Below are 15,405 nucleotides of genomic sequence, written 5' to 3' on the forward strand. Positions count from 1 at the left end.
CACTCGATCACGGAGAACCGACATGCCCTTCGATCCCGGCAAGAAGCTCTACATTTCCGACGTGACGCTGCGCGACGGCAGTCACGCGATCCGTCATCAATACAGCGTCGAGCAGGCAGCGACCATCGCCAGGGCACTCGACGACGCGCGCGTCGATTCGATCGAAGTCGCCCACGGCGACGGCCTGCGCGGCTCCAGCTTCAACTACGGCTTCGGCGCTCATTCGGATCTCGAATGGATCGAAGCCGTCGCCGGCGTCGTCCGCCACGCCAAGGTCGCGACGCTGCTGCTGCCCGGCATCGGCACCGTGCACGATCTCAAGGATGCCTATTCGGCCGGCGCGCGCATCGTCCGCGTCGCGACGCACTGCACGGAGGCCGACGTGTCGAAGCAGCATATCGAGGCGGCGCGTCACCTGGGCATGGACACGGTCGGCTTCCTGATGATGAGCCACATGACCACGCCAGCCGAGCTCGCGCGTCAGGGCAAGCTGATGGAAAGCTACGGCGCGACCTGCATCTACGTGGTCGACTCCGGCGGCGCGCTGGGCATGCAGGACGTCCGCGACCGCTTCCGCGCGCTCAAGGACGTGCTGCTACCGGACACACAGACCGGCGTGCACGCGCATCACAACCTGAGCCTCGGTGTCGCCAACTCCATCGTAGCTGTCGAGGAAGGCTGCGACCGCATCGACGCCAGTCTCGCCGGCATGGGCGCCGGCGCCGGCAACGCGCCGCTCGAAGTCTTCATCGCCGCCGCCTCGCGCCTCGGCTGGAACCACGGCTGCGACCTCTACACACTGATGGACGCCGCCGACGACATCGTCCGTCCGCTGCAGGATCGCCCGGTACGCGTCGACCGCGAAACGCTGGCACTCGGCTACGCCGGCGTCTATTCGAGCTTCCTGCGTCACTCCGAAGCGGCGGCCGACAAGTACGGCATCAAGGCCGTCGATATCCTCGTTGAGCTCGGCAAGCGCCGCATGGTCGGCGGCCAGGAGGACATGATCGTCGACGTCGCCCTCGACCTGAAGAACGGCGCGCACACCGAACAGCGGCTCACCGCCGGCTGAACGCATCGAAGCCGCTGCACGCAGCGGCTCAGTGCAGCAACGCCCGCTTGATACTGATGCCGGCCGACAGCTCGTCCGGCAGCGGCCCGCGTTCGAACGTGCGCCCAACGGAAACGCTGAGCCACGTGCCCTTCGCCAGATGCGCGTCCATGCCGGCGCTGACCTTGCCGAAGCGGTCGTTCGGCTCGCCATCGAACCAGTCGTGTATCCAGGCCAGCTCGAGATCGGCGTTCAGCGGCGACGTACCGCCGCGCAGGCGCATTGACGTCACCAGCTCGTCGGCGTCGGTGTAGCGCTTCTGATCCTGCGGATCGGGCAGTGGTTCGTTGAGACGATAGAGCACCTGCCCCAGCACCTGTACGTATTTGCCGAAAAACGTCGGCACATACGCGCGCTTGGTGCCGCCGACGTCGAAGCCGATCGCGCCGGTCGCGTACGTCACCAGGCCGCGCGGCGCGATCGAACCGAGCTGATCGTTGCGGTCGCGGAACGACGGCGAAATGCCGATCGCCAGGCCGCTGGCGTTCCAGGTGTATGCCGCCACCTGCGGATCGTCCCGGCATTGCTTCATGCCCGCCCGCACGGTGTCCTGCAGCGCCGTCACGTACTGCGCGTGTATCACGTCACGCTGCGCCTCGAGCTCGGCGTAGCGGCTTTCGAGCGCGGGGCGCTCGGCGTCATCGAGGGCCGGATCGCCCATCCTCGCGTCGAGAATCTGAAGCTGTGCGTCCAGCGCCGCCTGTTGCGCACGCAGTGCCGTCGGCGGCGTCACATGCCGCTCGAAGCAGTCCTGCAAGGACCCCGGCCCGCGATGCACGCGCGGATCGCGCTGCTCGTGAAAGACGATGCGAAACGTCGGCGCAAACCGCGTCGTCTGATCCTGCGCGCTCTCGCCCTTGCTGATCGCAAACGACACCTGGATGCGCGACGCGAAGCGATACGGCCGGTGATGCTGATAGTCGTCCAGCGTGAGACTGGAGTCCGCCAGCGCGACCGGCGCAAAGTCCACGCCGAGCGCCGCACGTGGATGACCGTAGTCATCCCAGACCTGCGCTCCCGAAAACGCAATATCGGAAGACGCCAGCGCCTGCCCGGTCAGAAACGGCGAGACCCCGAGCGCGACGAAGCTGGCCGGCTCCGGCCCGGCAACGTCGACGCGCGTCTCGCCCAGCGATACGGAGCGCTCGAGATCATAGAACCACTGTTCCTGCGACGCCCGGCAGTCGACCGGAGCACCGCACGCCCACGCAGACAGCCCCCAGGCACACACCACAACGCCGACGCGGGCCTGCCAAGTCGCCGCGCGCGCAGGCACAGATTTCATTTCCGGCGATTACTCGACCGTTACACTCTTGGCGAGATTGCGCGGCTGATCGACATCGGTGCCGCGCAACACGGCGACGTGGTACGCGAGCAGTTGCAGCGGCACCGTGTAGACCAGCGGTGCCTGCAGCGCTTCGATGTGATCGGGCATGGTCATGACGTCGATGCCATCAGCCGGCTCGATGCCGGCATTGGGGTCGGCGAAGACGAACAGCTGACCGCCGCGGGCGCGGACTTCCTGCAGGTTGCTCTTGAGCTTTTCGAGCAGCGCGTTGTTCGGTGCCACGGCGATCACCGGCATTTCGGCGTCGACGAGCGCCAGCGGACCGTGCTTGAGTTCGCCGGCGGGATAGGCCTCGGCGTGGATGTACGAAATTTCCTTGAGCTTGAGCGCGCCTTCCAGCGCCACCGGGTAGCTCGGTCCACGGCCAAGAAACAGCGCGTGCTGTTTGTCGGCGAAGCGCGTCGCCCACTGGCGAATCTGCGGGTCGAGCTTGAGCGTGTGCTCGACCAGCGTCGGGACCTGCGCCATCTGCCGAGCGTACAAGGCGATGGTGCGACGATCGAAGCCGCGGCGCTGGGCAATCGCCAGGCCCAGCATGCCGAGCGCGGCCAGCTGGGTAGTGAACGCCTTGGTCGACGCGACGCCGACTTCCGGGCCGGCGCGCGTCATCAGCGCCATGTCCGCCTCACGGACCAATGAGGATTCGGCGACGTTGCAGATCGCGCAGGTGCCGACGTAGCCGAGCCGGCGCGCCTCACGCAGCGCGGCGAGCGTGTCGGCGGTTTCGCCAGACTGCGAGATCGCCAGGAACAGCGTGCCCGGCGTCACCACCGGATCGCGGTAGCGGTACTCGCTGGCGACCTCGACCGAGCACGGAATGCGCGCGCCCTGTTCGAGGTAGTAGCGCGCGACGAGGCCGGCGTGGAAGCTGGTCCCGCAGGCAACGATGTGCACGTTCTGTACGAGCGGCAGGATACGGCCGGCGGCCGGCCCCAGCACCGCTTCGAGGACGTGATCGCCCAGCAGGCGCTCCGACAAGGTATCGGCCAGCGCGCGCGGCTGCTCGTAAATCTCCTTGAGCATGTAGTGTGCGTATTCACCGCGCTCGACCGCGTCCGCCGACAGCGACGATTCGTGCACGGGGCGGCTGACCTCGGCGTCGGACTGATCCCAGATCGTGATCGCGTCACGGCGGATTTCAGCGACGTCGCCCTCCTCCAGAAACTGGAAGCGCCGCGTCTCGGTCAACAGCGCCTGCACGTCGGACGCCACGAAGTTCTCGCCGTCCTTGCCGAGGCCGATGACCAGCGGACTGGCGATACGCGCGACGCAGATGCGATCAGGCTCCTGGGCATCGAAGACGACGATGGCGTAGGCGCCGGTCAGACGCCGCACCGCCTGGCGAACGGCGGTCGTGAGGTCGTTGCCCTGCTTGACGAGCTCGTGAATCAGGTGGGCGATGACCTCGGTATCGGTTTCTGAAGCGAAGTGATAGCCCTTGGCCTGCAGCTCGCTGCGCAGCTCGACGTAGTTCTCGATGATGCCATTGTGAATCAGCGCGATCCGGCCACCGGACACATGCGGATGGGCATTGGCTTCGGTCACGCCGCCGTGCGTCGCCCAGCGTGAGTGGGCAATACCGATCGGCCCATGACAGGGCGCGGCACGCAGCCGCTCTTCGAGGCGAACGACCTTGCCGACGGCTCGGCGCAGCTGCAGCTCGCCGTCCTCGTCCAACAGGGCGATGCCGGTCGAGTCGTAACCGCGATACTCGAGGCGATGCAGGCCGTCGATGAGGATGGAGCTGACGTCACGGGCGGCGATGGCGCCGACGATTCCGCACATGGGCTAAGGATTCCAGAACGCGCAAAGCTCGATTTTAGCGATTGTCACAGGTTCGGGCTTCGTGGCGGCTTTTGGCGACCGCCCAACAGGTCTGTTGATATACGATAGTGGCAAACAGCGGCCGTCAGATGCCGCACGTGGGAGGACAGGCATGGAACCCGAGCGGCCCGAAAAACCGGCAGCCTTGCATTCAGGCGGCGACGCGTTGTTCCGCGTACTGGGCGTAGCACTGCAAATCGCGGCGACGCTGGCGGTCGCCAGAACCCTGACGCTGTTCGAGACCGGGCTGTTCTTCGAAGGCTTCGTGGTCACGATTGCCGGCGCGGCGTTTGTCCGTGCCAAGCTCGACCTCTATCTTGGCCGCCACATCGTCGCCGAACTCGAAAGCAGCACCGGCATCGGCAACGCTGAGCTGCTGCGCGCACTGAGCCGCCGCGCCGTCAAACGCTCTGCGCTGATCTGCGCGGTGCTGTTGGTGATCATGGCGGACGCCGATGTCATGGTGCAGTCGCTGCACCCGTATTTTCAGACCTTCACCCCGTTCGTGCTGGCGCTGCCACTGGTCAGTTATGCCTCGATGATCGCCAGCGCACTGCGTGCCGCAGGCTGCCACCTCAAGAGCTTGATCTGCACCGCGTACGCGATGAATGCCACGCTGCTGATCGCCGTTGCGGTCGCACCTCCAGCGCCGCCGGTCGCCGTCTTTTCCTGGATCTTCCTGATCGGCAGCGCCGTCGCTGCCGCGACTGCCTACGGATTCGCACATCGCGTCTTCGGGCCGGCGCCGCGCAGCACCGGGATGCAAGCCGGCCAACGCCATGCCTGGACATCGATCGATGCCGAAATCAACAAGGTCGGTGGCATCGGCTTCGCCAATGCCGCATTGCTGTGGGCGCCGATGTGTCTGCTGGTCCTGCTGGCGCCACCGACCGAGATGGCGCGCTACGCGGTCAGCACGCGGACCGCACAACTACTGTTGTACCTGATGCCGCTGGTGGCCTTGCTGCTGGCGCCGCAACTGCGCGCGCAGCATGCGTTGGCCGCGTTCGGGCGCAGCGCCATGTGGCGCGCACTGCGCGGCATCACGCTGGCCAGTGCGGTGATGGCCGCTGCACTGATCGCCAGCGCGCACTGGAGCCTCACACAGTACGGCGCACCATACGAGACGGCGGTCGTGCTGTTCGCGGTGCTGGTGCTGGCGGAAATGCTGGCGACGATGACGCGCCCGCTGTTCCGCTATCACGCCGCACACTGGAACCAGGGCCAGGCCGGCCATGTGCTGTACAGCGCGGCGGCTGTCGCGACCGGACTGACGCTGCTGCTGATGCCGTGGTTGCAGGCCCTGGGCGCGGCGATCGCCCTGGCGGCCGGCCATGCCACCGCCGTCATCCTCGGTGCCCGCGCCGCCCTGCGCAGCGAGCCGCGAGAGCGCGGCATCGCCGCGCATTAACGACGCGCCGCCGCAGTCCCCGCGATGCGCTCACTGCGACCATTTGCAGTGCCCAAACACCCCGCCGTTCGCCCGACCGGGCGAGCATGCTTTTTTATTTGCGCTTGCGCGGACGCTGCCAGCCGGACACGGTCTTTTGTTCACGCGCCCGCGCGATCGTGAGGCCACCGCCCGGCACGTCACGGGTGATCGTCGAGCCGGCACCGATGGTGGCGCCGTCCTTGACCGTCACCGGCGCGACCAGCTGTGTATCGGAGCCGACAAAGACGTCATCGCCGATGATCGTGCGGTGCTTGTTGGCGCCGTCGTAATTGCAGGTGATGACGCCGGCACCGATATTGGTTCGGGCACCGATGCTGGCATCGCCGACATAGGCCAGATGATTGGCCTTGGTCTCAGTGCCCAACGCTGCGTTTTTCACTTCAACGAAGTTTCCGAGATGAGCACCGGCGGCCAGCGTCGTCGACGGCCGCACGCGCGCGAACGGGCCGATCACGCAATCGGCACCGGCCTCGCAACCGTCGAGCATGCTGTGCGGCTGCACGACCGTGCCGCTGCCCAGGCGCACGTCGCGCAGGATGCTGTAGGCACCGATGCGCACCCCATCGCCGAGCACCACATCGCCTTCGAAGATGCAGCCGATGTCGATGCTCACGTCGCGACCATGCTCGAAGCGGCCACGCAAATCAAAGCGTGACGGATCGGCGAAGGCGACGCCGGCGCGCATCAAGGCGTCGACCTGGCGCTGCTGCAGCAGACGTTCAAGGCGTGCCAGCTGCAGCCGGTCGTTGGCCCCCTCGACTTCGTTCGCGTCGGCCGTCACGGTCGCGACCTCGAGCTTGGCCTTGACCGCCATCGCGACGATATCGGTCAGGTAGAACTCGCCGGCGGCGTTGTCGTTACCGACCTTCGCCAACCAGCCGCGCAGTCGCTTGGCCGGCGCGCTCATCAGGCCGGTATTGACCTCACGAATCGCACGCTGGCGCGGCGTGGCGTCCTTTTGCTCGACGATGCCGGTCACCCGCTTCTGACGATTGCGGACGATGCGGCCGTAGCCCTGCGGACCGTCGAGTTCGACCGTCGCCAGCGCCAACGTCTTGCGCCCGGCCTGCACCAGCGCCCTGAGACTGTCGGCCGACACCAGCGGCACATCACCGTAGAGAATCAGCACCTGCGCATCGTCGGGAATCTGCGGCATCGCTTGCTGCACCGCATGCGCCGTGCCCTTCTGCTCGCGCTGCTCGGCCCACTGCAGCGTACTGCCCGCATCCGCCGACGCCGCCCAGGCACGGACCTGCTCGGCGCCGTGCCCGACGACGACATGGATCGCCGCCGCACCCAGCGCCTGCGCGGCATCGATGACATGGCCGAGCATCGGCTTGCCGCCCAGCTCGTGCAGCACCTTGGGTTTGGCGCTCTTCATGCGCGTGCCCTGGCCGGCGGCCAGGATCACGGCATGCAAAGGCATCTTCTTGTCGGGCATCGGGCTCCAGGCGAGTCAGGACGCGGGAACGAGCAAGCTACTGCGTGCTGCCGGGCGCGGGCGCGCGACGCACGACGTCGACGGTGCCGGCTTCCGGCAGTTCGAGCTCTTCGATGGGCACGAAGCGGCGCTGTTCGGCGCTGTAACCGCGAATCATGCCGGTCTCGATGTCGTAGACCCAGCCGTGCACGCGCAGCAGGCCGGCGGCGAGGCGCGCCGCCACCGAAGGATGCGTGCGGATATGGTCGATCTGCGCAATGACATTCGTTTCGGTCAGCACCGCCAGATGGTCCTCGGCGCAGTCGCACTGCTGGTTGAGCTCGACGACGCGTTTGGCCACATGCGCGTGACGCAGCCAGGCGCTGACGGCCGGCAGGCCGGGCTGCTCATCGGACTTGGCCAGCGCCTTCATCGCGCCGCAGTCGGAGTGTCCACAAATGACGATGTCCTTCACTTCCAGCGCCATGACCGCGAACTCGATGGCCGCCGAAACGCCGCCAGTGAACTGCGCGTACGGCGGCACGATGTTGCCAACATTGCGGCAGACGAACAGCTCACCCGGGCCACTGCTCGTGAACAGCTCGGGAATCACCCGCGAGTCGGCACAGGTGATGATCATCGTGTGCGGCGTCTGCTTGGCCGCCAGCTGCTCGAACAGGGCGCGCTGTTCCTGGAAGGTGCTGCGCTGGAACTGCTTGAAGCCTTCGATCAGTCGTTTCATGAGAGGTGCGCTCTTTCGCGTTTTCGGGTCAAGGCGCGGCCGTGCTCAGTGTGCATCGCGCGGCGCGCCGTGCCAGTTTAGAACGGGATGATCCCCATCAACGAAAAAAGGGCGCCCGACGGCGCCCTTTTCCTACATTCAACAGCACCAGCCGTCACTCAATGATGGCTCGGTGCCCGCAGCTTGCGCACGAATTCGAGGCGCGCCGCCGCTTCGACCAGCTCGGCCTGCGCCTTGGCCAGATCGGTTTCGGTGCTGGCGCCGGCGAGACGCTGTTCGGCTTCTGCCTTGGCCGCCTGCGCGGCGGACTCGTCGGCGTCCTGCGGACGCAGGGCGGTGTCGGCAAGCACCGTGACGAGATGCGGCTGCACCTCGAGGATGCCGCCGCCGACGAAGAACGGCAGCATCTGGCCGTCCAGGGTCTGCACGCGAACCGTGCCCGGCTTGAGGCGGGTCAGCAGCGGCGCGTGCTGCGGCGCGATGCCGACTTCACCGACTTCCGCCGGCGCGAACACCATCTGGGCTTCGCCCGAATGAATCTCGCCTTCGGCGGATACGATGTCGACGTGGATCTGGGACATCTACGGTCTCCGTTCGATCGGGGCTCAGGCGGCGAGCTTCTTCGCCTTCTCGACAGCCTCGTCGATGGTGCCGACCATGTAGAACGCCTGCTCCGGCAGGTTGTCGTACTGGCCGTCGACGATGCCGCGGAAGCCACGGATGGTTTCCTTCAGCGACACGTACTTGCCCGGCGCGCCGGTGAAGATTTCGGCAACGTGAAACGGCTGCGACAGGAAGCGCTGGATCTTGCGCGCGCGCGACACGACCTGCTTGTCGTCTTCCGACAGCTCGTCCATGCCGAGAATGGCGATGATGTCCTTCAGTTCCTTGTAGCGCTGCAGCACGCCCTGCACGTCGCGGGCGGTGTTGTAGTGCTCGTCGCCGATGACCAGCGGATCGAGCTGGCGCGAGGTCGAGTCGAGCGGATCGACGGCCGGGTAGATGCCCAGCGAGGCGATTTCACGCGACAGCGTCACGGTCGAGTCGAGATGCGCGAAGGTCGTTGCCGGCGACGGGTCGGTCAAGTCGTCGGCCGGCACGTAGACGGCCTGGATCGACGTGATCGAGCCCTTCTTGGTCGAGGTGATGCGCTCCTGCAGCACGCCCATTTCCTCGGCCAGCGTCGGCTGGTAACCCACCGCCGACGGCATACGGCCGAGCAGCGCCGAAACTTCAGTGCCGGCCAGCGTGTAACGGTAGATGTTGTCGACGAACAGCAGCACGTCGCGGCCTTCGTCACGGAAGTATTCGGCCATCGTCAGGCCGGTCAGCGCGACGCGCAGGCGGTTGCCCGGCGGCTCGTTCATCTGACCGTAGACCATCGCGACCTTCGACTCGGCGAAGTTCTCGACGTTGACGACGTTCGACTCCTGCATTTCGTGATAGAAGTCGTTGCCTTCGCGCGTACGCTCACCGACGCCGGCGAACACCGACAGACCCGAGTGCGCCTTGGCGATGTTGTTGATGAGCTCCATCATGTTGACGGTCTTGCCGACGCCGGCGCCGCCGAACAGGCCAACCTTGCCGCCCTTGGCGAACGGGCAGAGCAGATCGATGACCTTGATGCCCGTTTCGAGCAGTTCGGTCGAACCGGCCTGATCTTCGTAGCTCGGCGCTTCGCGATGGATCGACCAGTGGCTCTCGGCATTGACCGGGCCGCACTCGTCGATCGGCTCGCCAAGCACGTTCATGATGCGGCCGAGCGTCGCCGTGCCGACCGGCACCGAGATCGGCTCACCGGTGTTGCGCACTTCCAGGCCGCGCTTGAGGCCGTCGGTCGAGCCGAGCGCGATCGTGCGCACGACGCCGTCGCCGAGCTGCTGCTGCACTTCCAGCGTCAGCTCCGTGCCGTCGATCTTGAGAGCGTCGTAAATCGCCGGAATCGCGTCGCGCGGAAATTCCACGTCGATGACGGCGCCGATGACCTGAACAATCTTGCCTGTGCTCATCTTCATTCCTCAAAAATGCAAACCACAAATTTCACAGATTCCGCCACTTCGGCGGGAACGCGAGTACTCGTCTTTCTGTGAAATCTGTGCAATCTGTGGTTGATCCCTGCGTCAGACCGCGGCTGCGCCGCCGACGATTTCCGCCAGTTCCTTGGTGATGTTGGCCTGGCGGGCTTTGTTGTACTGCAGCTGCAGCTGGGTGATGATCTTGCCGGCGTTGTCCGACGCCGCCTTCATCGCCACCATGCGCGCCGACTGCTCGCACGCCGAGTTCTCGATCACCGACTGGTAGATCTGCGACTCGACGTAGCGCTGCAACACCGTGTCCAGCAGCCCTTCGGCGTCCGGCTCGTAGATGTAGTCCCAGTGCTGCAGCAGGCCTTCGCTCTTGACCGGCTCGACCGGCAGCAGCTGCAGGGCGTCGGCCTTCTGCGTCATCGTGTTGACGAAGGCGTTGCCGACCACGTAAACGCGATCGACCTGGCCGTCGCGGTAGGCGTCGGACAGCACCTTGATCACGCCGAACAGTTGGTCGATCGACGGCTTGTCACCGAGATGCGAGGTCGTTGCCAGCACCTTGCCGCCGATGCGCTTGAAGAACGAGATCGCCTTGTTGCCGACCAGCACCAGGTCGACGTCGACGCCCTTGTCCTTCCAGCTGCGCATGTCGCGCACGGTCTGGCGGAACACGTTCATGTTCAAGCCGCCGCACAGGCCGCGATCGGTCGACACGACCAGATACGCGACGCGCTTGACCTCGCGCTCGATCGTGAACGGATGTTTGACTTCGAGATTCGCCTGCGTCAGATGGCCCAGGGTGCGGCGGAGCTTCTCGGCATACGGACGAGCCGCCGCCATGCGCTCCTGCGCCTTGCGCATCTTCGACATTGCGACTTTTTCCATCGCCCGCGTGATCTTCTGCGTGTTCTTCACGCTCTTGATCTTGGTGCGGATTTCCTTGGCGCCGGCCACGGCTGAACTCCGGTTAGATCGCGGACTGCTGCTGGTAGGCGTCCATCGCCGCCTTCAGACCCGCTTCGAGCGTGTCGTTCCAGTCGCCCTTGTCGAGCTTGCCGAGCAGATCCTTCTGGTTGTTTTCGAGGTACTGATGCAGACCCTCTTCCCAGGCCAGGACCTTGTTGACCGGCACCTTGTCGATGTAGCCCTTCTCGACCGCGTACAGCGTCGCGCCCATCTGGCCCACCGACATCGGCTCGTACTGCTTCTGCTTCATCAGCTCGGTAACGCGCTGACCGCGCTCGAGCTGCGCACGCGTTGCCGCGTCGAGGTCCGAGGCGAACTGCGCGAACGCCGCCAGCTCGCGGTACTGCGCCAGCGCCAGACGCACGCCGCCACCGAGCTTCTTGATCAGCTTGGTCTGCGCCGCACCACCGACACGCGACACCGAGATACCGGCGTTCATGGCCGGACGGATACCGGCATTGAACAGATCGGTTTCGAGGAAGATCTGACCGTCGGTGATCGAGATCACGTTGGTCGGCACGAACGCCGAGACGTCGCCGGCCTGCGTTTCGATGATCGGCAGCGCCGTCAACGAACCGGTCTTGCCGGTGACCTTGCCGCCCGTGTACTTCTCGACATAGGCAGCGTTGACGCGCGCGGCGCGCTCGAGCAGGCGCGAGTGCAGATAGAACACGTCGCCCGGGAACGCTTCGCGGCCCGGCGGACGACGCAGCAGCAGCGAGACCTGACGATAGGCGACAGCCTGCTTGGACAGATCGTCGTAGATGATCAGCGCGTCTTCGCCGTTGTCACGGAAGTACTCACCCATCGAGCAGCCCGAGTACGGCGCGATGTACTGCAGCGCCGCCGATTCGGATGCCGACGCCGAGACGACGATGGTGTACGCCATCGCGCCATGCTCTTCGAGCTTGCGCACGACGTTGGCGATCGAGCTGGCCTTCTGGCCGATCGCAACGTAGACGCACTTAATGCCCGACGTCTTCTGGTTGATGATGGTGTCGATCGCCAGCGCGGTCTTGCCGGTCTGACGGTCGCCGATGATCAGCTCGCGCTGACCGCGGCCGACCGGCACCATCGAGTCGATCGCCTTGTAGCCGGTCTGCACCGGCTGGTTGACGCCTTCGCGGGCGATGACGCCCGGCGCGATCTTTTCGATCGGGCTCATTTCGGTCGCGTCGATCGGACCCTTGCCGTCGATCGGCTGGCCGAGCGCGTTGACGACGCGGCCGAGCAGCGCCGGGCCGACCGGCACTTCGAGGATGCGGCCCGTCGTCTTGACGGTGTCGCCTTCCTTCAGGTGCTTGTAGTCGCCGAGAACGACGGCGCCGACCGAGTCGCGCTCGAGGTTGAGCGCCATGCCGAAGACGTTGCCCGGAAATTCGAGCATTTCGCCCTGCAGCGCGTCCGACAGGCCGTGCACGCGGACGATGCCGTCCTGCAGGGACACGATCTGGCCGACGTTACGCGACTCCGAAGCCGCATCGAAGTTCTTGATGCGCGCCTTGATCAGGTCGCTGATTTCGGAAGGATTGAGTTGCATGGAACCGATTCCTGAAGAGTTCTGCTGTAAGGCCCCTTAGCGGGCCACCGCGGTCTTGAGCCGCTCGAGTTCACCGGAGACCGAACCGTCGATGATCGTGTCGCCGGCACGGATCACGGCGCCGCCGATCAGCGACTCGTCCGTCTTCCAGCTGATCACGACATCACGCGCGACACGCTGCTTGACCGCCGCCGCGAGCTTTTCCTGCTGCTCGGCCGCAACCGGAACCGCCGACGTGATCTCGACTTCGACACGACGCTCGGCTTCGGCACGCAGTGCTTCGTATTCGGAAGCAATGGCCGCAACCGCCCGCAGGCGGCCGTTGTCGACGAGGATGCGCACCAGCGCCACCGCGTCGGCCGGCACCTTGCCGTCGAGACCGCTGGCCAGGCCAGCCGCCAGATCGGCGCGCGACAGCGCCGGATTGGCCGCCAGCGCCGCGACCTGCGGATCGGCGAGCAACTTCGCCAGTTCCTGCAGCGAGTCGCTCCAGGCCTGGTAGTCGCCGGCGTCGCGCGCCAGTTCGAAAACGGCCTTCGCGTACGGATGTGCGATCGTGCTGAAGTCCGCCATGGCGTCAGATCTTCGCAGCCAGCTCGTTCAACACGTCGGCGTGCGCCTGGGTGTCGATCTCGCGCTTGAGGATCTTCGCCGCGCCGGCCACGGCCAGTTCGCCGACCTGCTTGCGCAGATCTTCGCGAGCGTGGGCGACTTCACGGGCGACGTCGTCATGGGCGCGGGCGATGATGCGCTCGGCCTCGACCTGCGCCGTGCCCTTGGCCTGCTCGACGATCTGCGACGCCTGCTTGTTGGCACCCGCGAGAATGTCCTGCGCCTGGGCGCGGGCGGCTTTCAGCGCTTCCTCGCTCTTGGCGGAAGCGTCCTGCAGTGCGCGCGCGCCCTTCTCGGCGGCCGCGAGGCCGTCGGCGATGCGCTTCTGGCGGTCGTTCATGGCCTTGAGAATCGGCGGCCAGACGTACTTCCAGGTGAACGCAACGAAGAGCAGGAACGCGATGCTCTGGAAGATCAGAGTAGCGTTAAGGTTCATCGTTCAAACCCCTCTCGGGGAACCGGTAGTGGTGGGCGAAAAGCTCGGACAGCCGCGGCCTTAGCCGCCAGCCGCCGCCTTGACCGCCGCCGCGAACGGGTTCGCGAACGTGAAGTACATGCCGATACCGATGCCGACGAACGTCACGGCGTCGAGCAGACCGGCGACGAGGAACATGCGACCGGTGAGCATGCCGGCCATTTCCGGCTGACGGGCAACGCCTTCGAGCAGCTTGCCGCCGAGCAGGCCGAAGCCGATAGCCGTGCCGGCGCCACCGAGGCCGAGGATCAGGCCCACGGCGAGAACGGTCGAGCCGTTGACTTGGGCGAGCAGGGTTGCGATATCCATGTGGGTCTCCAGTAACTCTCTTCGAAAAACGACAGCGTTGGTTGAAAGGATGTAGGCGTTACGACGTCATCAATGGTCGGCGTGCGCTTCCGCGGCAGCGCCGAGGTACACGATCGTCAGCACCATGAAGACGAAAGCCTGCAAGGTGACAACGAGAATGTGGAAGATCGCCCAGGCGATCTGCAGCAGCACGCCACCGCCGGCCAGGAACGCACCGGCAATACCGTTGAAGGCCTGACCGAGCATCAGCGCGATCAGAATGAAGATCAGCTCGCCGGCGAACAGGTTGCCGAACAGTCGCAGCGCCAGCGACACCGGCTTGGCGACGTCCTCGACGATGCGCAGCACCAGATTGACGGGGAACAGCCAGGGGCCGAACGGATGCGTCAGCACTTCCTTGCCGAAACCGCCGACGCCCTTGAACTTGAAGTTGAAGATGTACATCAGCACGAACACCGACAGCGACAGGCCGAAGGTGATGTTGACGTCCGTGCTGGGCACGATCTTCAGATAGGGCACGCCCACCAGGCCGGCCGCATGCGGCAGCCAATCGACCGGCACGATGTCCATCAGGTTCATCAGGAACACCCACGCGAAAATCGTCAGCGCCAGCGGCGCAACGATGGAATTCGCATGCGGGAAGATTTCGTGAACCTGGTTCTGCACGAAGTCGACGATCATTTCGATCGCGTTCTGCGTCTGCGTCGGGTGTTCGGCATTGGCCTTGCGCGCCACGCGCCAGAACACGAACGCGAAGATCAACCCGAGCAGCACCGAGAAGATGCAGCTGTCGAGGTTCAGAACCCAGAAGCCCTGAGCGTCGGGGTTGATCGACATCGTGTGCAGATCCAACCGCAGATTGGTCAGATGGTGCAGAACGTAACTGCCGGAATCGTGGTGCCCTTCTTCGGCTGCCATAGCTTTCGTCAGTGAAAACGCCTTGTTTATCGAATTCCGACCCGGGCCAGGGCCAGCCAATAGGCTGCCTGACAGGCCACGAAGGTCCCCAACAACGGGAGAAATTGCTTGGCAAAGAGCATGACGCCAAACCAGAACAGCACGGCCGTCAAGGCAATCTTGCCAATCTCTCCTTGATACATCGCGCCGACCACTTCGGCCGCCCCTTCCCTTGGGCGTTGCGCAAACGCGCGCCAAGCAAAATAAAACGTGGGCAGCACCGCCGTCAGACCTCCCCAGGCCGCTGCGATCGCGTGCGACTTGCCAAAAAAGGCGGCGCAAACCAGAACCGCCAGAGCTGTGATCACCAACTGCGCGAGACAAACCGAACGCGCTGCTGAGGAACCGCTCAATGGTCGGGACTCGGTCCGCGCACGTCGCGACATGCTCATTCGCACCGGCGGGCTGCTAAACGGCCAGCGATTGTACGGGCAGCCATGGGGCAGGTCAATAAAATTGGTGCATACGAGACCAGCCGCGAACGGGCACGCGGCATGCGCTAACTAATGTCACGGATGTGCGACGAACTGTGCCATTGTTGCGCGCAACCGGCCGCAACAGCTTTCAACTTCGCGCAAACTGCATCCGTCAGCCGGGCGTCAGCGAAACCCCGCAGCTTTT

At 65.2% G+C, this 15,405-nt stretch carries 15 protein-coding genes; 2 read left to right on the plus strand and 13 right to left on the minus strand.

Features of this window, described 5'->3' with window-relative positions; all coding sequences use genetic code 11:
- The first annotated feature begins 22 nt into the window (after nt 1–22).
- A complete protein-coding gene (dmpG, locus tag G7Y82_RS00420; protein ID WP_168146024.1) occupies nt 23–1,072 on the plus strand; it encodes a 4-hydroxy-2-oxovalerate aldolase in 1,050 nt (349 codons plus the stop codon).
- 28 nt (nt 1,073–1,100) lie between these two features.
- On the opposite strand, the gene G7Y82_RS00425 is transcribed toward dmpG, so the two are convergent.
- Nucleotides 1,101–2,396 (minus strand): hypothetical protein, encoded by a 1,296-nt coding sequence (locus tag G7Y82_RS00425; protein WP_168146025.1) that lies wholly within the window; start codon nt 2,394–2,396, stop codon nt 1,101–1,103.
- A gap of 9 nt (nt 2,397–2,405) precedes the next feature.
- Nucleotides 2,406–4,244, minus strand: a complete 1,839-nt coding sequence (gene glmS / locus G7Y82_RS00430; RefSeq protein WP_168146026.1) for a glutamine--fructose-6-phosphate transaminase (isomerizing) — start codon at nt 4,242–4,244, stop codon at nt 2,406–2,408.
- 151 nt (nt 4,245–4,395) lie between these two features.
- On the opposite strand from glmS, the gene G7Y82_RS00435 reads away from it, so the two are divergent.
- Nucleotides 4,396–5,694 (plus strand): polysaccharide biosynthesis protein, encoded by a 1,299-nt coding sequence (locus G7Y82_RS00435; RefSeq protein WP_168146027.1) that lies wholly within the window; start codon nt 4,396–4,398, stop codon nt 5,692–5,694.
- 94 nt (nt 5,695–5,788) lie between these two features.
- Here the strand turns inward: G7Y82_RS00435 and glmU are convergent, their stop codons facing one another.
- From glmU to G7Y82_RS00490, 11 genes are all read right to left on the minus strand, one after another.
- Entirely contained in the window at nt 5,789–7,177 is a 1,389-nt protein-coding gene (gene glmU / locus G7Y82_RS00440) for a bifunctional UDP-N-acetylglucosamine diphosphorylase/glucosamine-1-phosphate N-acetyltransferase GlmU (protein WP_206370181.1), read from the minus strand.
- 37 nt (nt 7,178–7,214) lie between these two features.
- Nucleotides 7,215–7,898, minus strand: a complete 684-nt coding sequence (locus G7Y82_RS00445; RefSeq protein ID WP_168146028.1) for a carbonic anhydrase — start codon at nt 7,896–7,898, stop codon at nt 7,215–7,217.
- A gap of 158 nt (nt 7,899–8,056) precedes the next feature.
- Nucleotides 8,057–8,479 (minus strand): F0F1 ATP synthase subunit epsilon, encoded by a 423-nt coding sequence (locus G7Y82_RS00450; RefSeq protein ID WP_168146029.1) that lies wholly within the window; start codon nt 8,477–8,479, stop codon nt 8,057–8,059.
- 24 nt (nt 8,480–8,503) lie between these two features.
- Nucleotides 8,504–9,907, minus strand: coding sequence for a F0F1 ATP synthase subunit beta (gene atpD / locus G7Y82_RS00455; RefSeq protein WP_168146030.1), 1,404 nt, complete (start codon nt 9,905–9,907; stop codon nt 8,504–8,506).
- 111 nt (nt 9,908–10,018) lie between these two features.
- Entirely contained in the window at nt 10,019–10,879 is an 861-nt protein-coding gene (gene atpG, locus G7Y82_RS00460; RefSeq protein WP_168146031.1) for a F0F1 ATP synthase subunit gamma, read from the minus strand.
- Between the two features lie 13 nt (nt 10,880–10,892).
- Nucleotides 10,893–12,431: a F0F1 ATP synthase subunit alpha gene (gene atpA / locus G7Y82_RS00465; RefSeq protein ID WP_168146032.1), complete on the minus strand. Its 1,539-nt coding sequence runs from the start codon at nt 12,429–12,431 to the stop codon at nt 10,893–10,895.
- Between the two features lie 36 nt (nt 12,432–12,467).
- Nucleotides 12,468–13,004, minus strand: a complete 537-nt coding sequence (locus G7Y82_RS00470) for a F0F1 ATP synthase subunit delta (protein WP_168146033.1) — start codon at nt 13,002–13,004, stop codon at nt 12,468–12,470.
- Nucleotides 13,005–13,008: 4 nt separating this feature from the next.
- Nucleotides 13,009–13,479, minus strand: coding sequence for a F0F1 ATP synthase subunit B (locus G7Y82_RS00475; RefSeq protein ID WP_168146034.1), 471 nt, complete (start codon nt 13,477–13,479; stop codon nt 13,009–13,011).
- A gap of 60 nt (nt 13,480–13,539) precedes the next feature.
- Complete coding sequence (gene atpE / locus G7Y82_RS00480) at nt 13,540–13,827, minus strand: F0F1 ATP synthase subunit C (protein ID WP_168146035.1); 288 nt, start codon at nt 13,825–13,827, stop codon at nt 13,540–13,542.
- Nucleotides 13,828–13,896: 69 nt separating this feature from the next.
- Nucleotides 13,897–14,745, minus strand: coding sequence for a F0F1 ATP synthase subunit A (atpB, locus tag G7Y82_RS00485; RefSeq protein ID WP_168146036.1), 849 nt, complete (start codon nt 14,743–14,745; stop codon nt 13,897–13,899).
- 26 nt (nt 14,746–14,771) lie between these two features.
- A complete protein-coding gene (locus tag G7Y82_RS00490; protein ID WP_168146037.1) occupies nt 14,772–15,137 on the minus strand; it encodes an ATP synthase subunit I in 366 nt (121 codons plus the stop codon).
- Between the last annotated feature and the right edge of the window lie 268 nt (nt 15,138–15,405).

The sequence above is a fragment of the Solimonas marina genome, assembly GCF_012241385.1.
Lineage (GTDB): Bacteria > Pseudomonadota > Gammaproteobacteria > Nevskiales > Nevskiaceae > Solimonas > Solimonas marina.